Origin of the sequence: Dysgonomonas sp. 521 (genome assembly GCF_010501055.1) — a bacterium.
GTDB lineage: Bacteria > Bacteroidota > Bacteroidia > Bacteroidales > Dysgonomonadaceae > Dysgonomonas.
Map to the genome: position 1 here is coordinate 1 of NZ_QVMO01000062.1, position 21,973 is coordinate 21,973.

Consider the following 21,973-nt stretch of genomic DNA (forward strand, 5'->3'; position numbering starts at 1 on the left):
AAATATAGATAGTTTCAGAAAACAGAAACACCCTCAAACCCTTTATAAACAAAGAAACCCGCCTTTCCAGGCGGGTTTCCCAGTAGCACGACCGGGAATCGAACCCGGATCTAAAGTTTAGGAAACTTCTATTCTATCCATTGAACTATCGCGCCATATTTAACCTCTGTTTTTAAGCAAACAGTAAAACCAGTGCAAAAATAACAGAATTTCCGACATCTGACAAATAGATTTTACGTTTTAATCAAATAGTGTTAAAGAAATCTTGTTTTTTAATCAAATAGAAGTTTTGCCGATTGTATACTGCTATAAAAACATCTATATTTGCAGAATATAGGATGCGCCTCGGCAATTTCAAGCAAGCTTGATTGCACTCGGCTTTCACTATATTTGCTAAACAATTTAAAAAGCGAGATTAATAAATGTTTCAGATAAAGGACACGATAATAGCCTCAGACATAATAGAAGAAAACTTCCTGTGCGACCTGTCGGTGTGTAAAGGCGAATGCTGTGTAGAAGGAGACTCCGGCGCGCCTCTCGAAGAAGACGAAGTGAAAAAGATTGAAGACCTGCTACCCCGGGTCTGGGACGACCTATCCCCTGCCGCACAAGCCGTTATCCGGCAACAAGGCGTAGCCTACAGAGACAGCGACGGAGATATGGTTACCTCTATAATCAATGACAAGGACTGTGTTTTTACCTATTACGACGAAAAGGGTATTTGCAAATGTGCCATCGAAAAAGCATACAGGGAAGGGCTCACCGATTTCTACAAGCCCATATCCTGCCATTTATATCCCATCCGCCTACAAAAGTACAAAGACTTCACGGCTGTGAACTATCATCGCTGGAGCGTTTGCAAAGCCGCCGTGCTGCTGGGAAATAAAGAAGGACTCAAAATATACCAGTTTCTTAAAGAGCCGCTTATACGGCGCTTCGGGGAAGACTGGTATAAAGAACTTATGCTCGTAGCCGAAGAATACAAAAAGCAATAACAAGCCCCCTTACCCCCGGAGGGGGAATAGGCCTCCCCTCTGGGGAGGGGCCCTAATTTATAAGAATAAATGCATCCTCTACATCAGTTCAAATTTTGCCCGAAATGCGGCTCCGGCCGTTTTGTTGAAAACAATTTTAAATCGAAAAGATGTGAGAACTGTGGTTTTGTCTACTACTTCAATCCCAGTTCGTCTACCATAGCCATTATCGTTAACGAAAAGAATGAGCTGCTGGTAGCAACACGCGCATACGAGCCGGCTAAAGGCACCTTCGACCTGCCCGGCGGATTTGTTGATATGAACGAAACAGGGGAGGAAGCTGTTATACGAGAGGTTAAAGAAGAAACAAACCTGGATGTTTCCGAAGCGAAATACCTGTTCTCTATACCCAATACATACATATATTCGGGTTTTGAGGTGCATACGCTCGACCTCGTCTACTTATGCAAAACAGGCAGTACCTGCAACCTGAAAGCCGAAGACGATGTAGAGAAACTGCAATTTATAAAAATGCAGGACTTAAATCCCGAACTGTTCGGGTTACGCTCGGTAAAAGAAGTGATAAAGGAAATAAGTAACAGGGACGATTTGAAATAGTAACGATAAAAAACAACACGGAGTTTATCCCTGCTCGCGCAGACTTCAGTCTGTGTGTGTTGCGAAGCAAAAGGATAGAAACACGGACAAGATGTCCGCGCCAACGAGAGAATATTTTAACCACAGAGTAATAAGGAGTAACACGGAGTTTTTATTATACAATTTCAATAAATACTTGCCATTTAGGATTTACAAACCGATGAAACAAGGAAAAGATAATAATAAATAAAAAAGGTCTGCGACCTTACAAAAAATGAAAATATGAGAAAACTGCTTTTAGTAATAATTCTTGCGTCGGGTTTGCAGTTGGGATATGCCCAGAAGTCCGCATATACGGAACTGCCCGGCAGGCTCTTTTCGCAAGGTAAAGAGATGTTTTTGAACAATAATTATGTAGGAGCTATCAACTCTCTGCAACAATTCAGAGATCAGTCGGAAGATGCGAAACTCATCGAAGAAGCCGAATATATGATTGTCAGCTCCCTGTTCTATCAGGGGAAAGCGGGTGACGGAATAATGCTCAAGAAATTTCTTGACCAATACCCGGAATCGTACCACCGCAATCAGATCTCATTTTTTATAGGTACCACGCACTTCAACGAAAAAAACTGGAACAAGGCATCATACTGGCTCTCGCAGGCGGATGTGGACTACCTCGCGGTAGACGAGCAGGAAGATTACAGTTACCGCATGGCATACTCCTGCCTGCAAACAGGCAACAGGGCACATGCCAAAAACTACTTTGGGCTGCTCACACGCAACAGTAAGAAGTACAGCGAACCGGCATCTTACTATCTTGCCTACGCCAATTTTCAGGATGGGGAATACAATCAGGCAGTACCTACATTCAAGCGGCTGAAGAACAGGCCTGAGTACAAAGAAAACGCCACCTTCTTCCTGATGCAAAGCGCCTTCCTGCAAGGAGACGTCAACGGCACCATTACCGAAGGGCAGGACTTTATATCGTCATATCCCAACAGTAAAAACACAGGAGAAGTGTACCGCCTGATGGGTAACAGCTATTACCGCCTGGGCAACACGCAGAACGCCATCAGGAATTACGAAAAGTACCGCGAAACGACAGCTACGCCTTTTCGCGAAGATATGTACCAACTAGCCGAAGCCTATTACCAGACCGGGGCATACGCCAATGCAGCAAAAGCCCTCAAAGACGTAGCCTCCACAACAGACAAACTGGGGCAGGCCGGGCAAATGCTGCTCGGGCAATCGTACCTCAAGCTGAATGATACGCAAAACGCCGTGATGGCTTTCGAAGCCGCCGCGCGTTCCGCCTTCGACCGATCTATCAGCGAAGAGGCGCTATACAACAATGTGATGATACGCAACCGTGACGGAGGTGCGGCATTCGGCGAAGCTATCACAGCATCGCAACGCTTCCTCAAAGAATATCCTAACTCGAAATATACAAGCGATGTGAGCGGCGCCCTGGCTTCTACATTGCTATCGTCTAAAAATTACAAGACAGCACTCGCTGCTATAGACAATATAAAATCGCCCGACCGCCAGATACTGGAAGCCAAACAGATAATCCTCTTCCAGTCGGGCGTACAAAACTCAATAGATAAGCGTTACGACCTTGCCGCCAACGACTTCAACGCCACTATCAATATGGGAAACTATAACGCTGATGTAAAGAACGAAGCCTACTTCTGGCGCGGCGACCTTGCTTACAACAACGGTAACTACCGTTCGGCTGCAAGCGATTACGCCACTTATGCCGGGCAGGTATCTTCGTCGCAGAAAAACTATGCTCTGGCGCTGTACAATCTGGCATACTCCAATTTTCAGGAAAGAAATTACAGTTCGGCAATAAATAATTTCAAGAAATACGTTTCGGCCGAAAAAAACCGCCAGTCGCCTAACTATACCGATGCGCTAAACCGTATCGGCGACATTAACCTGTATAACCGTAACTTCTCCGAAGCCGAGAGGTATTATTCACAAGCCGTTTCGGCCAATCCGGGAAGTGCCGATTATGCCGAATTCCAGAAAGCCTTCGTCATGGGATTACAGCGCAACTACAACGGTAAGGTAAGCGCACTGAACAGTATGATGTCTAAGTACCCCGACTCGGACTACTATGACGATGCCCTGTACGAGAAAAGCCGCGCACTGGTTATGCTGGACAGGGAGCAAGACGCGATCTCCGTACTCGAGCAACTGCTCAGAGAGCGTCCCAAATCGAACATCGCACAAAAGGCAGGTATTCAGCTCGGGCAATTATATTTCAATACAAACAACCCGCGTAAATCAGCAGAGGCCTACAAGCAGGTCGTAGCCAACTACCCTAATTCGGAAGAAGCCCGCACAGCCATACAAAGCCTCGAAGGCGTGTATAAGGACATGAACGACATCGGCGCTTACGCGTCTTACGTCAACTCGCTGGGCAGGGGAACAATACTGTCGGCCAGCCGTCAGGACTCACTGACCTACCTCGCCGCCGAAAGCGTATATATGAAAGGACGCAAAGACGAGTCGAAATCGGCATTCGGCAAGTACCTGCAATCTTATCCCAATGGAGTATTCGCCAGCGACGCCCATTTCTATCTGGGAAGCATCGCTTTCGAAGCCAAAGATTTCAGCACGGCACTGAGCAACTTCAACGATGTGATTAAGTCGAATAATCCTAAATACATATCCAACGCGCTGATATACGTGTCAGGGATAGAGTATGACCGCAAAAACTATGATGCGGCCTACACAGCATACGCACATCTGAACCAGGTGGCTTCCACTACCGACAGCAAAGACGTCGCCCAACTGGGAATGTTGCGTTGCGCCTACCTTACAAAGAAGGACGACGAAGTGGTGGCGGCAGCAAACAAGATACTACAAGGCACTAAGGTGGCGCCGGCCGTAGCTAACGAGGCACGTTTCTACCGCGGGCAATCTTATATGAACCTGAAGAGAGTAGACGAAGCGGCGGCAGACTTCCAGATAGTGGCAAAAGACACGCGTACCGAATATGGCGCGCAATCGCAGTTCCTGCTTGCCGATATGTATTATAAATGGAAATCTTACGACAAGGCCGAAAAACAAGTGCTTGCCTTTATGAAAGAAGGAACACCTCATCAGTACTGGATGGCACGCGCTGTGATCGTACTGTCCGACTCTTACGCGGCCAAAGGCGATAAATTCCTGGCACGCCAGTACCTCGAAAGCCTTCAGGCAAACTACAAAGGGGGCGAAGCCGATATTAAGGCAATGATAAACGAACGCTTGTCAGCTTTAAAATAACTTATGAACAAATCAGAAAAGAAGAATATGAAAATAAAATATAAATCAATATTGGTCATAGGGCTGGCAGCTGTAAGCCTCACTGCTTCGGCCCAGAAAGATTCGACAATCATACGCCAGGTAATGCTCGAACGCGACTATGTACCTACCATGCAAAGCGCGTCGAAGATAAATACACAGCCAAATATTTATACTCCCGACATCAGGGCGAAAGAAATAAAATTTGTGAGCACCACCCCACAGGTCACCCTACAACACAACAAGCTGGGTGCTTCCGAATCGGGAGATATAAAAACGGATGTCGCTTTCGACCGTAAACGGGGCTACCTCATCTTTGGAGCAGGCACTTACGGCAACATCGAAGGCGCGCTCGGCTACAGGCTCGTAAACGGCGAACGCGACAGGCTCGACTTCTTCGGTACATATACCGCTACCGACGGAACGGTAGACTATATAGACGGCGACCGTTACGCACAGAAAGAAGCCAAAGCAAAATATGCCAACCTGGGGCTCAACCTGAATTACCAGCATACATTCGACCCGTCTGTACTGTCATTCGGGGCATCGTTTTACAATACATCTTACAATTATTACGGTAACAGTTTTATACCGGTAGAATCTTCCATATCCTATCCCTTCGATATGGATACCAAGCAAGGCGTGAACGTTTTCAAAATAGGAATGGGGCTGAAATCGAGCGATAAAAACCTAGGGGACATAATGTATGAAGGAAACGTAAGCTACAATTATTTTACCAGCAAATACGCCATCAGCAAAGATGACGATGGGGTAAAAGGCGGTATCATCAATGCTGATATAAACCTATATACCGAGTTCGGAGCCGACCAGCAGGTAGGTATCAAAGGGATGGTGATGAACCAGTCGTTCAGCCGTAAGCCCGATTATCTGGAAGATGCCCATCATGGATATACCAACATTACAGGTACGCCATATATCAAGTTTCAGGGAGAAAACTGGAACGCCGATCTGGGTGTAAACCTGAGTGCCTTGTTTGACGTAAAGACAGCCTTTGCCATTTCGCCCAATGTAAAAGCCAGCGTGAGGGTGAACGAGGTAAATACCTTCTATGCCGAAGTGGGCGGCGGGGTAAACGACAATACTTTCCTCGACATCTTACAGGAAAACCGCTATGTGAACCCAAGCACCCGTATAGAATATTCCAAAACATACTACGATGCCAAGATAGGTTTCCGTTCGGGAGTAGTCAATGGCTTCGAGTTCGACATCTTTGCCGGATACAAGCACACACGCCGCGACCACCTGTACGCGTACAGCTATTTTTCTGACGGTTGGGGAAATGTAGGCAGTCCGGTTTACGCCAATATATCCACAGGGCATGTGGGCGGTTTGCTCAAAACCAACCTGATACCCTACACCGACCTGTCGGCACGTATCACAGGATATTTCTACGACACCAAATACCATGACCCTTACGTGGAAGTGGTAGATACCGAAGCGTTACCCCAAGCAGAAGCATGGGGACGCCCTACATTCGCAGCCGAACTGAACGCCGATGTGAAACCGGTAAACAACCTGCTACTGTCATTGAACTATATGTATGCAGGCGGACGAAAAGCCCTTCATACGAGCGCGGGAGCTACTGCATGGGAGGTGGCTGAGATGAAAGATGTGAACGAGCTTAACTTCAGGACCGAGTATAAAATTACAGACTGGGTATCCGTTAATGCCCGCCTGAACAACCTCCTGTTTCAGAAATATGAACTTCAGTATGGTTATACCTTGCAGGGATTCAATTTTCTGGGAGGGGTAGCTTTCAGGTTCTAACAAATCAGCCGGCAAATACTCTACAGGAGGCAGGGCTTGTCCCTGCCCCTCTCCAAACACCGGGCAATCACAAGGATTGCCCCTACAACCATCGAAAAGAACAATATTTTTCATATCCCTGCCCCGAAATATCATACCCTATCGGCAAACCTATCCTATTAGTTATTATCTTTGCACAAATTTTTTCGGAAGATGATACCATTCAACAAACCATACCAGACCGGAAACGAAACCAGTTATATATCTCAGGTAATGGCATCCGGCAAACTGGCAGGAAACGGCAACTTTACCAAGAAGTGCCAGTCGTTCTTTGAGCAAAGATACAGATTCGGCAAATGCCTGCTTACCACCTCATGTACCGATGCGCTCGAAATGGCCGCCATACTGATCGACGTTCAGCCGGGCGATGAAATTATCATGCCGTCATATACCTTTGTGAGCACGGCAAACGCGTTTGTATTGCGTGGAGCCAGAATCGTATTCGCCGACTCCATGCAAGGCAACCCCAACATGGATGCCGACCGGATAGAGGAACTCATTACCCCTGCCACCAAAGCCATCGTACCTGTACACTACGCGGGCTTTGCGTGCGACATGGATAAGATAATGCAGGTAGCAGAGAAGTATGGTATCTTTGTGATAGAAGATGCCGCGCAGGCGATAGACAACTATTACGTAGCGAAAGACGGAAACAGGAAACCGCTCGGCTCTATCGGGCATCTGGCCGCCTTTTCGTTCCACGAAACAAAGAATATTATTTCGGGCGAAGGAGGAATGCTTGTCGTCAACGACAAACTACTGGAAAAGAGAGCCGAAATCATCTGGGAAAAGGGAACAAACCGTTCGGCATTCTTCCGTGGCGAAGTAGATAAATACGGATGGGTAGATATGGGAAGCTCCTTCCTGCCTTCGGAGATCATCGCAGCATTCCTGTGGGCGCAAGTGGAAAACATGGACGACATACAGAGCAGGCGAATGAAAATATGGACTGCCTATTATGAAGGACTCTGCGACTTTGCAGCGGCCAATAACATAGGGCTGCCCGCTACACCCGAATATTCGACTAACAACGCGCATACTTTTTACCTGCTGTGTGAAAGCCTCGAACAGCGCACCCGGATAATAAACCATCTGAAAACGAAAGATATATCCAGTGTTTTCCACTATATAAGCCTGCACTCGAGCCCTTACTATCTGGACAAACACGACGGGCGTGCCCTACCGCAGGCCGACAGGTATACCAACACATTAGTACGCCTGCCGCTCTTTTATGAGCTGACGGACGAAAATATAAAATATATCATCAGTGAAATCTGCCATTCGCTCTGAACATACAGGTTTAGCCCTGTACCGGAGAAGGCTCTGATAATAAAGAGGAATACATTTGCGTTATTAAATTAGTTTTCATAGTTCTCATATCCTTTTTTTAACTATTTTTGTAACTTATAAAATAGTACATAAACGCAAAATATAGGAATTCAAACAAATACATTCGTCCTATCAGCACTTTTGGAAATTCCCGTTTAAGTAAAATAAAGAACCCTGAAAAACTTTCACCTAATAATATATGTTATAAAATAGATAATTAAATAATGAAATAATGAAAACAAAACATCTATTATCACTCGCATTACTTGCAGTTATCAGTGTATTGAGTATAAATACAGCTTCGGCTCAGCTTTTCAGATACGGTATAAAAGGGGGGCTCGATGTAGCCAGCCCGAAAGTGAGCACCGAAGTATTTGACGTGAAAAACCGCGTAGGCTTCCGCATAGGGGGAGTAGTGGAACTAAAGGTTCCCTTAACAGGTTTCGGTGTAGAATCCGGCGTGTACTACGGAAACAGAGGCTTTGACGTAAAAGACTCTGAAACAGGCGTAAAAGGCGACATCTCAAACATGAGTTATGTAAGCGTACCTATTCTCCTCAAACAACGATTTTCGCTTTTAGGTGTTGCCGGCATCTATATTTCGGGAGGTGTATTCGGTAACGCCAGAATCAGTGGCGGCGAACTTACTATAGATGGAGACAAATACAAACCAAAAAAATTGCAGAAAGGGCTCGACTTCGGTGCCGGAGTGAGCGTGCTTAGCCACCTTGATGTAGGAGTCAACTACCGTTACAGATTCGGAGACGCATATGACTATGACAGTCTTGACAAAAATTTCAAAAAAATAGGACGCAATACCTGGACTATATCTGTAGGTTATTTATTCTAAATATGAATGACATTATATGCTGATGTAATACTACCTTTACCACTGCAAGGGCTTTACACTTACTCCGTTGCGCAGGAAGCGATCAATTCCGTACATGCAGGAAGCAGGGTAATTGTACAGTTCGGTAAAAAAAAGTTTTACACAGCGATAGTCTTCCGTACCTACCAAAAAGAAACATTAGAGCAGCCGGTAAAAGAAATCGTTACCGTGCTCGAAGAATATCCTATAGCCACCCCTCTCCAGCTTAAGTTCTGGGAATGGGTGGCTATGTATTATATGTGCTCATTGGGCGATGTGTACAGGGCGGCGCTGCCCTCGGCTCTGAAACTCGAAAGCGAGACACTGGTACTACTCAATCCTGATTTCGAGGACGGCAATCCCCTGACTACCAAGGAGCAGAAAGTATTTTACTGCCTGTCGCCCGACAGGGCAAAGACCATAGCCGAGATAGAAAAACTATCGGGGCTGTCGAATGCCGTAACCGCCATAAAATCGCTTGTAGACAAACAGGCAGCTTACATAAGCGAAAATATACAAGACCACTACACGGCTAAAAGCCAGACAGCCATCCGGCTTGCGAAGCATTACACCGAAGACGAGTTAAACGCCATTATAGACGAACTGGGCAGGGCTAAGAAACAGCAGCACCTGTTCTCCATATTCCTGTGCCTGAACGGAAAAACTCCCCTTGTACTGAAAAAAACATTACTGGACGAAGCCGGAGCCTCATCCGCCGCATTGTCCGAACTGCTGAAAAAAGGCTATCTGGAAACATACGAACACGAAGTGAGCCGATTCGACTATGGGCAAACGAATATAGACGCTGCCTTTGACCTCAACCAATACCAGCAAAAGGCTTTCGATGAAATAAAAGAATCGTTAGAAGAAAAGGATATTACATTATTATACGGCGTCACCTCCAGCGGAAAGACCGAAATATACATACAACTCATCAAAGAGGCTATCGCCGAAGGCAAACAGGTGTTGTACCTGCTGCCCGAAATAGCCCTTACCACACAGATTACCAACAGGCTGAAAGCCGTGTTCGGCAACAAGCTGGCGGTCTATCACTCAAAATTTAATGACAACGAGCGTGCCGAAATATGGAACAACCTCCTAAAAAACAAGGAAATACAGGTTGTGCTGGGTGCGAGGTCTGCCGTGTTCCTGCCCTTTAGCAGCCTTGGGCTGGTCATTGTAGACGAAGAGCACGAAAGCTCATACAAGCAGCAAGAGCCTGCGCCGCGCTACAATGCCCGCAACGCCGCCATCGTACTGGCATCGCTATGCAATGCAAAAACATTGCTGGGAACGGCCACTCCGGCACTGGAGACATATACCAACGCCCTTTCGGGCAGATACGGGCTTGTGAAGCTTACCAAAAGATATGAAAATATAGAACTGCCGCAAATAGCCGTAGTCAATATAAAGGAACTGAGGAGGAAAAAGCAGATGAAGTCACTGCTCTCCCCTCCCCTCATAGAGGGGATGAAGGAAGCTCTGAGCAAGAAAGAACAGGTAATCCTGTTCCAGAACAGGCGCGGGTTTGCCTCCATGCTCGAATGTAAAAACTGCTCGTGGACGCCACACTGCCACCATTGCGACGTGAGCCTTACCTACCACAAGGGGCAGCGGATGATGGTGTGCCACTACTGCGGGTCTACATACGAGATACCTGCCATCTGCCCCGAATGCGAAACGCCCACTCTGGACACGCTGGGCTACGGCACCGAGCGTATAGAAGAAGAGGTAACCCAACTCTTCCCTAAGACCTCCGTAGCACGCATGGACCTGGATACCACCCGCGGAAAAAGGTCATACGAACGTATTATTTCCGACTTTGAGCAGAACAAGACCAATATCCTCATCGGTACACAGATGGTATCCAAAGGGCTCGACTTTGACAATGTAAGCATCGTGGGCATACTCAATGCCGACAATATGCTCAACTACCCCGATTTCAGAGCATACGAGCGCGCTTTCCAGCTAATGACGCAGGTAAGCGGACGCGCAGGGCGCAAGAACAAGCAGGGGCTCGTCTTCCTGCAAACCTCACATCCGGGAAGCCCGTTGATCAGCTCGGTGAAAAGAAACGACTATGAATCTTTTTTCGAAATGCAGATGCAGGAACGGAAGGTTTTCCGCTACCCGCCCTATTTTCGCCTGATAAATATCATTGTACGTGGCAGGGACGAGCACCTGACCGACAGTGCCGCGCGGGAGTTTGCCTCAGCATTGAGGAATACCTTTGGCGAACGTGTACTGGGACCCGGCAAACCACCTGTATCCCGCATCCAATCGTTATATATCCGCCACATCCTGCTCAAGATAGAAAACAGAGCCTCTATACAAAAGGTGCGTGAGAGCATATACCACCACCAGTCTGTCGTATTCGCCAATCCCGCCTTCAAATCCATACTGCTGCATTACGATGTGGATCCGATGTAAAGAATAATAGCTGAGCCCGCACCACTGTTACAAACTATGAACATATCATTTACCCAAAATGTCACTCACTGCCTATAGCTCTCCACTGGCCGCTGACGACAAACCGCTGACTGCAAACTGTTAACTGTTAACTGTTGACAGCTAACTGTCACCACCTACGCCAATTCCCTTCGGCGGCGCGAAAAATCCTTATTCTTCATTACCCCTTTCTTGATACGGCAGATGGTGCGCTGTATATTATGCGCTTTTAGCCCTGTGATTTCGGCAAGCGAATAATAGTTGATCGCGGGCTTGAGAGTAACGTACATCTTGAAAAGCTCAAAGTCGCAAATATCGTAGTTTTCATACACATAAGCCATTATATCCGATTCGAGCCGTTGCTGCTCCAGCTCAATTTCGAGGCTGGAAACCGCGTCAGTGTCCGACTGGTCGTAGTGAGGTTTCAGCTCGCAGTAGCGGTTTTGCTTTATGCCGTCCGCCATCATATTGGTATAGTATGAGCGGATGAAGTAATGCATGTAATTCTCCACCTTGTTGCCCGAAAAAAGAATATTCTCGTACACCTTCAGGTAGCAGTCGTTAAACACATCGCAGTCGTAGGCACGGCGCACCTTGAGGTACTGTACCAGCTTGCGGTTATTTTCGGCAAACCAGCTGTTGAAGGCCTCCGCCTTTTCGGCAAATACGGCATCCGACAGATCGCGTTTCTTACTGAAATATTTTTTCCCTTTATTGCTTTTTTTTGTATTGAATAACAGCATGTTTTTTTAATTAAGAATTGCCTCCTAATCCCCCATAGGGGGACTACAAAGAGAGTATTAGTTAATAATTCCTTATAGCTTGCTCTAAGCCTCCCCTTTTGGGGAAGTTGGAGAGCTTAACTCGTGTACTTGTCGTATCGTATAGCCTGCGATTGTTCACACGCTTCGCGTTCACTGCGGTTGTAATTATTCACAACGGTGCGCAGGCGTGAGGTAAGCACAGCTGAGTCTTCATAGAGTAAATCCCAATCGTTGTCAAGCACTTCCGAGGTTTTGAGCTGTACCATATCCATGTATGTATCGAAGGCTACACACACCCGCACATTGTTTATCACATCATCGAAGTCGGCTATCTCCGACCTGTCGGAATCATACAAATGGCTTGTTACCGCCTTGACCAAGCCAGCCATTTGCTTTTCATTGCAATAGCAGTCAATTTTGAGTGCTCCCATTTTTATTCTATTTTAATTGTCAGTTTGTATTTATTTTCTTTTATTTGGTAATTAATTACGCTCACAATACAAATATACACATTTTTGTGAATATACAATACACGCATATGTGAATATTTTAGTTAGTTAACGTTAACCTTGTATTGAAAAGGGATGTAATGAAGAATTTTCTATAAAACAATTCAAATCTTTTTCTCACAGCAGAAAGTAAAGTGCGTAAACAAGCGATAAAGAGCAGTAAAAGTCACAAAAACGAATATAAACAAATACACAAATGAGTGAATTATGGAAATTTATGAGAGAATACGGAAGATAAGGGAAGATTTGTTTAAGGGTTCGAATCTTGATTTTGCGAAAGCTATCGACGAAAAACCGAATACCACCAGCAACTGGATAAGTGGCAACCGCAAGATAGGGCTGGAAGTGATAGAGAAGATACTGGCGCGCCTGCCACAGATAAGCTCCAGCTGGTTGCTGAGCGAAGAAGGCCCGATGATGAAGGCCGATGCGGGCAAAGACGAGCCTTACCTGATAACCAAAGCGGGAGTGAAATACTTCAAGCTAGCCAACGGCAAGTACCTGATGCGCGTTCCCTTTGTGCCGGTAAAGGCGTATGCCAAATATATAGACGAATACCGCGACGCGGACTTTAGCGAACCGCTCGACGAGTACAACTTCATCGTAGACCAGATAGGGCACGGCTGCTATATGGCCTTTGAGATAAAGGGGGACAGTATGGACGACGACACGCGCAAGAGCCTCGGCAACGGCGACATCGTACTGGGACGCGAACTCAGCGCCGAACACTGGAAAGACAAGTTGCACACCAACGAATACCCCAACTGGGTCATCGTGCTGGACAATACCATCCTTTGCAAGCAGATCACAGCTCAGGACATGGAAAGGGGAACTATTACCTGCCATTCGCTCAACCCTTCGCCCGAATACTCCGACTTCGAACTGAGCTTCAACGATATACGGCAGATGTTCAATATTATACAACGGGTGTCGAATATGATGTAAGGGAAGATGTGCCTGGTGTGAATCCTCAATAGCATCTGCTATAGCGTGCTGCTGCCCGGAAGGCAGGATAAAAAGGGGCTTGCCCGACTTTTGCGGCAGCCCCTTTTCTGTAAATTGTATTTTCAATCATTTTTTCCTCAACCAACGGTACGCCAGACAAATCAGTATCAGCATCAGCAGGATACGCCCGCACCATACCTGAAACGACTGGAAAGACGTCAGGCGGTTCACCTGCTGCACCTCTACCACGGGGTAGGGCACGGAGATGGTGTCTGTCCTGAATATGGAATCCCTTACCAGACGGTCGCGATACAGGTATTTGTACTTTTCGATGCGGACGGTATCACCTCCCAGCATAACAAAGACGGAATCGTAGAGGCGCACCGAGTCGCGCAGTAGCTTGTCCCGGTATTCTATACGGATAGTCTCCACAGGCACGTATACGGTATTAGTCTTACACGAAATGAATGTGCCGATGAGCAGGCAGGCAAATATGCCCGCGGTGCTCCGCAAAAAAAGTCTTATCATCATTCATCGAATTTTAAATCGTTAATCCTGTTGAGCCAGCCTCTCCTGAATTTTTTGTTGGCCGGACGGCTGGCCACTATCCGTTCTACAAAGGCAATACGCTCCTGCCTTATCTTACCGAAAAGCTCGCGGCAATCGTCATAAGCATTTACAGCGCCCAGAGTCACAGGCCCTACGATGCCGTCTGCCTTTACGCCCAGCAGCTTCTGCGGCAGCTTTATACCGTACCCTCCCGATGCCCATACCCAGTCGGTAAGTATATTGGCTATCGGTTGGCTGAGTATGTCATCGGCGCGCCACTTGTCCCAGTAGAGGGTTTTCAGCACGTCTGTCCATTCGTCATGGGAGATATTCTTCAGGTCGCTTACGGTGGTTTTCTTATATCCTTTCAGCCTGCGGTAATACCTGTAGGTGGCTATGGTGATGCCTTTGTTAGTGGCTCCGCCAAGGTCGTCGGGGTCGTTCACATAGCCTCCTTCCCACTTTAATATAAATGGTACTAACTGTTCAACCTTCGCCATCTTTAGCCTCGCTTTCCTTTTGGTCGTCAATCTCTATTATGTCTACTTTCCGGCCAAAGTATTTCAGTATGCTTACTTTCACATTCCGGCCTTTAGATGCGAAGTAGTTCACATAGATGCTCTCCAGCTCAACGCCGTAAATGACTAATAGTATTAGCATGGGGAGCAACTCAATGCCAAAGGGAAGCCCGAAAGCCTGACCGAATGTATAGGCGACAACAATCCAAAGGACATAACTGCATATCTTATCAAGGGTGCGTCTGACAGCTCTCGATTTTTTCACTTCCTCTCTCCTGTATTTTGAAGCTGCTATACCGAATTTCAGGTCTGCCATGGTAAGAGCAAAAGCGAGTATCATAAACCACTTTGCCCAAATAAAAAAATCGAGCAGCCCTATTAAAAAGCTATCTGTGTATGTCATCGTTAATCAATTATTAGCTATAAGAATGTACCATAGTTTAGTCCGGTAGCCGTTTTATCAAGGGTAACAGCCTTTATCTGCCTTGCTTCTATTTCTTTATAATCCGTTTTGTCAAGTGTCACGGATTCGGCTTGTAGCGATTTATCTGCTTTTACATCCACTTTACCATAGCTAACGCTGCTAGCCTTCGCGTCCGAGGTTGTACCCGCAGGGGGTAGTCCGTTATCAAAATCTGCCATAATATTAATTTAAAAATTAGAAACGAGTTGACAAGCAGACAAGTAAACAAATAAAAAACGTACACCTTGTTTCTTGTCAACTCGTCAACTGTTTTTACATTGGGTTTTGAGTATTTATTTTCAATCTCAGCTGCATATATGTACCTTTGATCGGATAAGCGGGGCGGCTTGTACCGCTCATTCCTAAAATACTGTTATAAAAATCAGGATGCCCTGACGCTATGTAAGTCGCGTTATCTGCCTGCATCTCGGCTTGTAGTCCGTTATTGTATTTCATCAGGCAACGCAGGTCGTTTGGTAACACGTCAAACCATTGCGGCTTTTGTTCCGAAGACCAAAAAGATTTATCCGTTGTTTCGGTACTATAATTAAAAGCGTCTTTCCAGCAACGGCGCACATGTATATTCCCGTATTTGGCAAATGTACCTGTCCCACTGGCAAGGAATGAACTGCCGGCATAATATTTGCTGCCACCATAGGTCACATAGTCTGTCCTATTGCTTTGGTCGGTATCGTGCTCCACTAAGTACCATGTAGCATCCGCAAGCGCCGTGCCGGCTGAAATGTTGCCGCTTGGTATCTTATTTACGATGCGCATCTGTATAGTCTGGTGTAATGCCTTATTGTCGAACACTTCATAGACAAGTGCGTTTGCAGAACCGACAAATGTTGTTTTATTGGCAACTCCGATAAATACATTATTCGAATAAACCAATGCGGAACTATAAGCCACGCCGTTATACGTTACGGTTGCCTCATTGGCATTGGATGACCTTACATAGTAAGTTTTACCCTCTTCGATTGCAGTCGTTGGTGTGTTTGACAAGGTAGGCGTACTGTCCAGAAAAACACCGTATTCTTTCGGGAAATTATGGATAATGTCAATCAGGTTCAACTGATACTTTCCTCCCAGCCAGATAATGTTTGATTGGGCGTATGTGTCTATCTTTGTTGAAATATCAACCGATGGCTTAAACTGAATCGAGTTATTCGTTATATTTAGCTTACTATCCGCTATGTCCTGATAAAAGCTGCCTGCTTTTGTTTTGTCGGTCGTGATATTTATCCTATCGTTCCGTTCCGTCTTATAGCCAAAAGCTCTAAGGCGTGGTATTTCATACTGGTGTATCTCCGAGCCTTTGAGCACTAAGCCGTCGATACAAGAATTATTAGAAAATATCCAACGTCCGCCCTTAACGGCTGTGTAGTCAAACTCTGTAACAGGGTTAACCACATATCTTTGCGCTTCACAACGTGAAACAAACGAAGCCCTTAACTCATCCGGTGTAGTGCCGGACAAAGCGGTATAGCCGCTTTCGCTTCCTATCTTGAATTTACAGTTATTAAAGGCGGCATAACGGGTTGTGGATAGGTTTACGTCTGTTTGCGATGTGATAGCTATATTACAATTGTCGTATAATATATCATTGGCCGAATATCTATTCGCAGCAATAGTTATCCCCACGATTGATATATTTGATACGGTGCTTCCTAGCGATAACGCCACTCTTAGCTTACATTTATAGAAACTGTTATAAATGTTTTCCGCTACTGATTTCACTTCACACCCAGATGCATTACATGCTAAAGTCGCATTGCCTGTATAATCCAATGTCATATCATAAAAATATATGTTATTAGGATACGTAACAGACAATGACTTTTTCCATATTGTATTACCCATTCCCTGTCCGCATATATAGGATTTGCCGTTGCTACTGTTATAGTTTCCGGTATGTGTACCGCTTGAGATTACTATGCGGACGAGGTTATTGCCGTTTGGGTTATACATATAGTTATTACCTAAGGAACAGGTAGGATTTCCCCTTGTAGAATTCGTTATCGTAACATCTTTATTACCTAAAACAGACGCCCATAGTACTTTATGTACATTCTCATCAAACTGGCTCCCATAATTATCTTTCCAATTATATTTTCCCATATTATTCGTCTATTGAATTGATTAATACCCTGCCAAAGCTTGTAAGGATCAATGTAGCGTTGTCAAATACCGCCATATTATTCTCATCAAGGCTTTCATTAAATACTTTCCGGAATTGTGCCGGCTGGTCGGTGAATAATACCGTGTCGTCGATCTCAAACACGGCACCGTCTTTCTTTACTTCGTATATCATGGTAATGTAGCTTTAGCGTAAATAAACAGATATTTTGTAGGGTCTGTAGTGCCGCCTTCGACACTGAACCTGACTAGCGACTTGGCCGGTATCTTTACCGATATGGTTTTATCCAACGCCACCACTGTGTTGTTTATCTTCACGGTGGACACATTATAGGCCTCCACCCTATATATTGTCATTGCTTCCCCTATAAACATTTCGTAAGGAGAGGCTAGCCCCAGGTTGATGGCCAGACGGCGTTCGAGTTGTAACCGCTTGGCATATTCCGCCAGATTTTCGAACAGATATTTGCCCGAAGTAAGTGACCCATTGCTCTCCGTCTTCGATCCGAATATCCAAAAACCATTGGGTTCGGCTATCTCGGGAAGCTCCGACAGAGGTAAAGGAACTATTTTGTTATTTTCTGCCATAATTTTAACACCCCCTCCCGCCTCGCCCAAAAGGGGAGGAGACGGAAACGAGGATTTGTTTCATTGATTAATAAAAATTCTTTTCACCCTCCTTATTGAGGATGTTATATTAATATTGCATATTTCCTGTTTTCGGTCAGCACGATCCGCTTATCTTCCGTACCCAGAACCAATGTCTTGTTGAACTTGGCAGCGTCTACTTCAAACAGGGGATATATAGAATCTTTAGCCAGAGTAACCGCATATCCGGCAGTTTCGCCCACTTGCCCCGAAGCCTGTGTAAACGTCAACGTAGCCCCGCCATCGGAACCGAACGCGTAGACATTGCCCTGCATATTGCGGAAAGCGACCAGATACCTGTTGGTGGCGGCAAGTAGCAATTGCGAAGTCTTGGCCGACTGCAACGTGCCTACAAAGGTCGTAAGCTGCTGCTTGTACAGGCCCGAGTCGCTGGTTTCGGTAAAATTGCTTTCACTAACTTGAGACAGGACAGTATAGGGAATATCGTCATCTTTGAGTATGCGGTCTACAAAACAGGAGGTGTACAGCGAATCGTCTTTGAAATAATAGGCGATAAAATCCCCTATATCCAAAAGATAAATTTCGGCTATACCTCCCGGATTGTATCCGCATGTGTGCTTAATATTTTGTATTAATTTGCAACTCATGATGTAGTTCGAGCCCACCTAATCCCCCTCCGGAGGGATTACAAAGAGGGTCTTTTTTTAAAATTTATAACTCATTTTTAAGTCTCCCTAGGGGGATTGAGGGAGCTTTAGGGTGTTACTACCGTATTGTCTACAATGGCAGTGATAACGCTCTCGTGCTTGAGCAGGCGCCCGATTTCCATTTCTGTTCCGGCCATGGTTACCGTCCAGCCGTTGGCATCGGCTTCGGCAGCACCCGAGGCGTAGTTGAACGCCGTGGAGTTCAACCCGTTGATGCGCCCAAGTACTACCGAACGGCCGCTCTTGTCTACTACTACTGCCGTGAACTTGCCAAGGCTGAGCGCGTCGCCCTGATTCAGGATGGTATAATCGTACTCGCTCAGGGTAAAGTTTACGGTGTGTGTGCGGTATTTGCCGCCATTGCCGTTCTGTGCCAGTTCGTCAGAGAAAGAGGCTGTGTTGTCTACGAAGTCTACCTTGTAAGCCTTTGCGCTGTCGGCTAGCGAGATGCTTTCTATTTCGCCGTCGGCAGAGAAATCATAGTCGTTAGCCGAATCGTGGTTGATCAGGTAAATAGATCTGATACCTGCTACTGTGTATGCACACGTTTTTTTTGTAATATTGGATGTTAATTTGCAAGACATAATAAAAAAATTAAAAATTAAGAACTAAAAATTAGCATATTAACAAATGGATACAAAGCATAAAGATTCTTTTACTCTCCATTAATCTTCACATTGGCTAATTTCCGAATCTGCTAATTGGCTAATTAATTATTCGGACTGTAAAACACGACTTCGTCTTCGAATGGGATAGCGAAGCCCAGGCGCAGACGCCCGTCAATAAAGATGATATTGTCTTGAGGAGCAGCTTTTTGTCCGAGGCGGATTTCTTCAAGGTCGCGCACGAGGTCGGTGCCGATAAGGAAGTTTTTGGCATCGGCGGCTACCATGTCGTTGTCGTCAAGTCCTTTCACGGGGACGATTTCTACGCCCATGTAGCGCACTACATCGCCTTCTACCGTGAAGTTGGGGCTTACAACCACGCCTTCGCCCCAGATGCCTCCAAGTGCCATTTTCACTTTCACGTAAGCCTGATAAGAAACGTAGATATTGAGCGTGCCGTTTTCCATACCGGGTACCAGTACATCTTCGGGAACGCGTGCGAATACTTTTTCTATTTCGCCCAGTATATTGTCTTTAGACAGGGATACTCCGGTTATTTTGTTGGCTGTGGCGCTGTCGGTAAGAACTTTGACCACTCCGTCAAAATCGTTGGCATTAGCGGAGCTGTCTCCTTTGAAAATCTTAGTTTCTATCTCGCTGCTCAGTTCCGAAGCCAGCATGGTCATGGTAGCGTCTTCGAGTGAAGCAGGCAATTCCTGATTGCGTGCGCCAGGGCTTAGCATCCATACGGTGCGTTTGCGTTCGAGGTCGTCGATACATTGTTCGAGGCTGATTTTGTAGGTTTTCACCTTCAGTTCCTTTTCGCTGAGTTTTGCCATCTGCTGCGGAGTCCATCCGCATCCTGCCACGTCTGCCTGCAGGATATTGCCTTCGAGGTCGATCAGGTTGAGCAGAGTGGATTCTTTCACGCCGATCACAGGTGTGATTTTTCCTTTTTCGATCAGTTTTCCTCCAAAGATGGCTTTTGTAAACCAATCCATATTGGATGACGGCTGATAAGTCAGTGATGAGATGTCGTAAAAATTTGCCATAGTTTTTTTTAATTTGAATATTAATTAATTAGCATATTAGCAAATGATTTTTGGTTGTTTTACATCAATTTGCTAATTTTCGAATTTGCTAATTGATTTATTATTTTCTTCTGTTAATAGTTTGATTCAATGCTACTGCCATACGTTCGGCGGTAGTCATTTGGGATGAAGCCATGTGGTTGCCCGACAGCTGGATGGCGGGGTATGCCGAGGGTGTATGGCGGCGCATTTCTTCTACCTGCGTCTTGGTGTCTTTGAGCATCCCATTGGCTTCTTCGAGGGCTTTGGACAGCTGCTCGATGGCCGATTGCATTTCGGCAATCTTGGCTTTGAGGGCTTCGGTTGTTTTCGGGTCGAAACCGGATAGTTTTTGTCCTGCACTTTTGCGGCGCAATGTTTCGGGCGCGGTGGTTTCTTCGGGGTTTGTCTTGTTGCCGGATGCCTGACGGGTTTCCACGAATTGTCCGTTTTCGTCTACTACCAGCAGGTTTCCGTTCGACAGGGCGTGCTCGCCCGCGGGCATCTGTTCGCCGTCGAGCGTCACAAAACCATCGGCATCTACACAAGCTTCTTTGCCGTCGGCAAGCACAAAGACCACATAGGCCGTGCCGCTGGCTGTAGCATCGGCTTTTTCGACTGCTTCGATGTCGAGCAGCATGTTGGCGATGCGTCCCAGCAATGATTGTTTTACTTTTTTCTTTTTGTCGTTCATATTTTTGTTATTTATGCGGGATAGGGAAATTTCGTGAGTGAAAAAGCCTTCGAGGGAGAACCCCCTGACATGTCCGCTCATCACTTCCTGCTCCCAGTAGTTACGGTCTTCTATCTTGTAACTGCACATGAGGGTGCCTTTGGGCAGATGGCTGAAGCCGAGTGCCGCCGACTTGTCGTTGGCGGGGTCTTCTATAATCCACAGTTCGGTAAGGTAATTGCCCGACAGGGGCGATTGGTGCTGATGTGTGGTGTTTTGCAGGGCGATGCCTGTCTTCATCATCTTACGGGCGATTTTCTCAACCTGTGTCTCCGAAAAGCGGATGTAGTGCTCGCCCACTTCGGCCGAGTGGCGGTAGATAAGCTGTCCGGGCTTGAGTACGACGCCGGTCAGTACCTGCTTTTTGGTGTCACGGTTCAGATGTACTTCTTGTTGCTTGCCGAGTGTTACAAAATCTACCTCGTTGGCGGGGAAGTCTACAAACGAAATGGCATAGATGCCGGTGAGGTCATCTGCGTTTTCGTCAATCATGCAATCGTAAATGGGTGTATTCATGTTGTGAGTTATGAATTATAAGTTATGAATAGGGAACTAAAGGCTAATTGCCCGCTGTCAACTGTCGCTGTATAAAGAGATAATTTTGCAAAAAAAAAATACATTTTTTGAGTAATAAATTTCACTAACAGAAGGTAAAAAGCTAGCGTACAAGTAAATAACAAAAGAAAATATTTTTTACAGTAGGGAGGGATAAGAAGAAAGGCCGGACGGACTTTTTCTTTTTGTTTTTAGTTTAGTATATAATGTTCCTGTTGTTGCCAGTACTGTTATTCTCTTTGTTGCTTACCTTGTTACCCGTCTTATTGCCTGCCTCGTTACTTTATTTTTTGGAGTATAAGGGGGAGTAACAATCGAACCTTGTTTATTTGATTTTAACCTGCGCTTTCAGCGCGCTTCATCCTTTGGTTACACTTGCACCCAAGGCGCCGCTTCGCTTGCCATTGGGCTGAATTGATACGGGCTTTCAGCCCTTCTGTCCTTCAGTATTTATAATCTGCATACAA

21 protein-coding genes and 1 tRNA gene are annotated in these 21,973 nt (G+C 45.9%); 8 read left to right on the forward strand and 14 right to left on the reverse strand.

Going from position 1 to position 21,973, the window contains the following annotated elements; genetic code table 11:
- Positions 1-83: 83 nt before the first annotated feature.
- Positions 84-155 (reverse strand) — tRNA-Arg (locus D0T84_RS15715).
- A gap of 267 nt (positions 156-422) precedes the next feature.
- Between D0T84_RS15715 and D0T84_RS15720 the strand changes: the two genes are divergently transcribed.
- The 7 genes from D0T84_RS15720 to priA all read left to right on the forward strand — a co-directional run bounded on the left by D0T84_RS15720 (position 423) and on the right by priA (position 11,322).
- A complete protein-coding gene (locus tag D0T84_RS15720; RefSeq protein ID WP_163308815.1) occupies positions 423-995 on the forward strand; it encodes a DUF3109 family protein in 573 nt (190 codons plus the stop codon).
- Positions 996-1,064: 69 nt separating this feature from the next.
- Complete coding sequence (locus tag D0T84_RS15725; RefSeq protein ID WP_163308816.1) at positions 1,065-1,592, forward strand: NUDIX domain-containing protein; 528 nt, start codon at positions 1,065-1,067, stop codon at positions 1,590-1,592.
- Positions 1,593-1,853: 261 nt separating this feature from the next.
- Positions 1,854-4,850 carry a tetratricopeptide repeat protein gene (locus D0T84_RS15730; protein WP_163308817.1) on the forward strand — a complete coding sequence of 999 codons (2,997 nt, stop codon included), beginning with the start codon at positions 1,854-1,856 and terminating at the stop codon, positions 4,848-4,850.
- A 3-nt stretch (positions 4,851-4,853) separates the two neighbouring features.
- Positions 4,854-6,656, forward strand: coding sequence for a hypothetical protein (locus D0T84_RS15735; RefSeq protein ID WP_163308818.1), 1,803 nt, complete (start codon positions 4,854-4,856; stop codon positions 6,654-6,656).
- Positions 6,657-6,848: 192 nt separating this feature from the next.
- Positions 6,849-7,985, forward strand: coding sequence for a dTDP-4-amino-4,6-dideoxygalactose transaminase (gene rffA / locus D0T84_RS15740; protein ID WP_163308819.1), 1,137 nt, complete (start codon positions 6,849-6,851; stop codon positions 7,983-7,985).
- 271 nt (positions 7,986-8,256) lie between these two features.
- A complete protein-coding gene (locus D0T84_RS15745; RefSeq protein WP_163308820.1) occupies positions 8,257-8,874 on the forward strand; it encodes a porin family protein in 618 nt (205 codons plus the stop codon).
- Positions 8,875-8,880: 6 nt separating this feature from the next.
- On the forward strand, positions 8,881-11,322 hold the full coding sequence (gene priA, locus D0T84_RS15750; RefSeq protein WP_163308821.1) for a primosomal protein N': 2,442 nt from the start codon (positions 8,881-8,883) through the stop codon (positions 11,320-11,322).
- A 155-nt stretch (positions 11,323-11,477) separates the two neighbouring features.
- On the opposite strand, the gene D0T84_RS15755 is transcribed toward priA, so the two are convergent.
- The gene (locus D0T84_RS15755) at positions 11,478-12,083 is read right to left on the reverse strand and encodes a hypothetical protein (RefSeq protein WP_163308822.1); all 606 of its coding nucleotides are present in this window, start codon (positions 12,081-12,083) and stop codon (positions 11,478-11,480) included.
- Between the two features lie 116 nt (positions 12,084-12,199).
- Positions 12,200-12,535, reverse strand: coding sequence for a hypothetical protein (locus tag D0T84_RS15760; RefSeq protein WP_163308823.1), 336 nt, complete (start codon positions 12,533-12,535; stop codon positions 12,200-12,202).
- A gap of 285 nt (positions 12,536-12,820) precedes the next feature.
- Here D0T84_RS15760 and D0T84_RS15765 point away from each other — a divergent pair, with 285 nt between their 5' ends.
- Positions 12,821-13,558, forward strand: a complete 738-nt coding sequence (locus tag D0T84_RS15765; RefSeq protein WP_163308824.1) for an XRE family transcriptional regulator — start codon at positions 12,821-12,823, stop codon at positions 13,556-13,558.
- A gap of 126 nt (positions 13,559-13,684) precedes the next feature.
- Here the strand turns inward: D0T84_RS15765 and D0T84_RS15770 are convergent, their stop codons facing one another.
- The 11 genes from D0T84_RS15770 to D0T84_RS15820 form a co-directional block, all read right to left on the reverse strand.
- Complete coding sequence (locus D0T84_RS15770; RefSeq protein WP_163308825.1) at positions 13,685-14,089, reverse strand: hypothetical protein; 405 nt, start codon at positions 14,087-14,089, stop codon at positions 13,685-13,687.
- Complete coding sequence (locus D0T84_RS15775; protein WP_163308826.1) at positions 14,086-14,607, reverse strand: glycoside hydrolase family 108 protein; 522 nt, start codon at positions 14,605-14,607, stop codon at positions 14,086-14,088. The genes D0T84_RS15770 and D0T84_RS15775 overlap by 4 nt, the downstream gene beginning before the upstream one ends.
- The gene (locus D0T84_RS15780; protein ID WP_163308827.1) at positions 14,594-15,028 is read right to left on the reverse strand and encodes a phage holin family protein; all 435 of its coding nucleotides are present in this window, start codon (positions 15,026-15,028) and stop codon (positions 14,594-14,596) included. Before D0T84_RS15780 ends, D0T84_RS15775 begins: the two co-directional genes overlap by 14 nt.
- 17 nt (positions 15,029-15,045) lie before the next feature.
- The gene (locus D0T84_RS15785) at positions 15,046-15,267 is read right to left on the reverse strand and encodes a hypothetical protein (RefSeq protein ID WP_163308828.1); all 222 of its coding nucleotides are present in this window, start codon (positions 15,265-15,267) and stop codon (positions 15,046-15,048) included.
- A 94-nt stretch (positions 15,268-15,361) separates the two neighbouring features.
- Complete coding sequence (locus tag D0T84_RS15790) at positions 15,362-17,209, reverse strand: hypothetical protein (protein ID WP_163308829.1); 1,848 nt, start codon at positions 17,207-17,209, stop codon at positions 15,362-15,364.
- A 1-nt stretch (position 17,210) separates the two neighbouring features.
- Positions 17,211-17,402 (reverse strand): hypothetical protein, encoded by a 192-nt coding sequence (locus D0T84_RS15795; RefSeq protein ID WP_163308830.1) that lies wholly within the window; start codon positions 17,400-17,402, stop codon positions 17,211-17,213.
- Positions 17,399-17,815, reverse strand: a complete 417-nt coding sequence (locus D0T84_RS15800) for a hypothetical protein (RefSeq protein WP_163308831.1) — start codon at positions 17,813-17,815, stop codon at positions 17,399-17,401. Before D0T84_RS15800 ends, D0T84_RS15795 begins: the two co-directional genes overlap by 4 nt.
- A 104-nt stretch (positions 17,816-17,919) precedes the next feature.
- Entirely contained in the window at positions 17,920-18,483 is a 564-nt protein-coding gene (locus D0T84_RS15805; protein ID WP_163308832.1) for a ribosome-inactivating family protein, read from the reverse strand.
- 107 nt (positions 18,484-18,590) lie between these two features.
- Entirely contained in the window at positions 18,591-19,127 is a 537-nt protein-coding gene (locus tag D0T84_RS15810) for a hypothetical protein (RefSeq protein ID WP_163308833.1), read from the reverse strand.
- Positions 19,128-19,252: 125 nt separating this feature from the next.
- Positions 19,253-20,200 (reverse strand): hypothetical protein, encoded by a 948-nt coding sequence (locus tag D0T84_RS15815; protein ID WP_163308834.1) that lies wholly within the window; start codon positions 20,198-20,200, stop codon positions 19,253-19,255.
- Positions 20,201-20,300: 100 nt separating this feature from the next.
- Positions 20,301-21,467, reverse strand: coding sequence for an XkdF-like putative serine protease domain-containing protein (locus D0T84_RS15820; RefSeq protein WP_163308835.1), 1,167 nt, complete (start codon positions 21,465-21,467; stop codon positions 20,301-20,303).
- Between the last annotated feature and the right edge of the window lie 506 nt (positions 21,468-21,973).

Excerpts from the sequence above, each read along its gene's own strand:
- D0T84_RS15820 (WP_163308835.1), bottom strand. The coding sequence starts at position 21,467 with ATGAATACACCCATTTACGATTGCATGATTGACGAAAACGCAGATGAC.
- D0T84_RS15790 (WP_163308829.1), bottom strand. The coding sequence starts at position 17,209 with ATGGGAAAATATAATTGGAAAGATAATTATGGGAGCCAGTTTGATGAG.
- D0T84_RS15815 (WP_163308834.1), bottom strand. The coding sequence starts at position 20,200 with ATGGCAAATTTTTACGACATCTCATCACTGACTTATCAGCCGTCATCC.
- D0T84_RS15770 (WP_163308825.1), bottom strand. The coding sequence starts at position 14,089 with ATGATGATAAGACTTTTTTTGCGGAGCACCGCGGGCATATTTGCCTGC.
- D0T84_RS15785 (WP_163308828.1), bottom strand. The coding sequence starts at position 15,267 with ATGGCAGATTTTGATAACGGACTACCCCCTGCGGGTACAACCTCGGAC.
- D0T84_RS15765 (WP_163308824.1), top strand. The coding sequence starts at position 12,821 with ATGGAAATTTATGAGAGAATACGGAAGATAAGGGAAGATTTGTTTAAG.
- D0T84_RS15720 (WP_163308815.1), top strand. The coding sequence starts at position 423 with ATGTTTCAGATAAAGGACACGATAATAGCCTCAGACATAATAGAAGAA.
- D0T84_RS15795 (WP_163308830.1), bottom strand. The coding sequence starts at position 17,402 with ATGATATACGAAGTAAAGAAAGACGGTGCCGTGTTTGAGATCGACGAC.
- D0T84_RS15745 (WP_163308820.1), top strand. The coding sequence starts at position 8,257 with ATGAAAACAAAACATCTATTATCACTCGCATTACTTGCAGTTATCAGT.
- D0T84_RS15760 (WP_163308823.1), bottom strand. The coding sequence starts at position 12,535 with ATGGGAGCACTCAAAATTGACTGCTATTGCAATGAAAAGCAAATGGCT.
- D0T84_RS15800 (WP_163308831.1), bottom strand. The coding sequence starts at position 17,815 with ATGGCAGAAAATAACAAAATAGTTCCTTTACCTCTGTCGGAGCTTCCC.
- priA (WP_163308821.1), top strand. The coding sequence starts at position 8,881 with ATGACATTATATGCTGATGTAATACTACCTTTACCACTGCAAGGGCTT.
- D0T84_RS15810 (WP_163308833.1), bottom strand. The coding sequence starts at position 19,127 with ATGTCTTGCAAATTAACATCCAATATTACAAAAAAAACGTGTGCATAC.
- D0T84_RS15755 (WP_163308822.1), bottom strand. The coding sequence starts at position 12,083 with ATGCTGTTATTCAATACAAAAAAAAGCAATAAAGGGAAAAAATATTTC.
- D0T84_RS15805 (WP_163308832.1), bottom strand. The coding sequence starts at position 18,483 with ATGAGTTGCAAATTAATACAAAATATTAAGCACACATGCGGATACAAT.
- D0T84_RS15775 (WP_163308826.1), bottom strand. The coding sequence starts at position 14,607 with ATGGCGAAGGTTGAACAGTTAGTACCATTTATATTAAAGTGGGAAGGA.
- rffA (WP_163308819.1), top strand. The coding sequence starts at position 6,849 with ATGATACCATTCAACAAACCATACCAGACCGGAAACGAAACCAGTTAT.
- D0T84_RS15730 (WP_163308817.1), top strand. The coding sequence starts at position 1,854 with ATGAGAAAACTGCTTTTAGTAATAATTCTTGCGTCGGGTTTGCAGTTG.
- D0T84_RS15725 (WP_163308816.1), top strand. The coding sequence starts at position 1,065 with ATGCATCCTCTACATCAGTTCAAATTTTGCCCGAAATGCGGCTCCGGC.
- D0T84_RS15780 (WP_163308827.1), bottom strand. The coding sequence starts at position 15,028 with ATGACATACACAGATAGCTTTTTAATAGGGCTGCTCGATTTTTTTATT.
- D0T84_RS15735 (WP_163308818.1), top strand. The coding sequence starts at position 4,854 with ATGAACAAATCAGAAAAGAAGAATATGAAAATAAAATATAAATCAATA.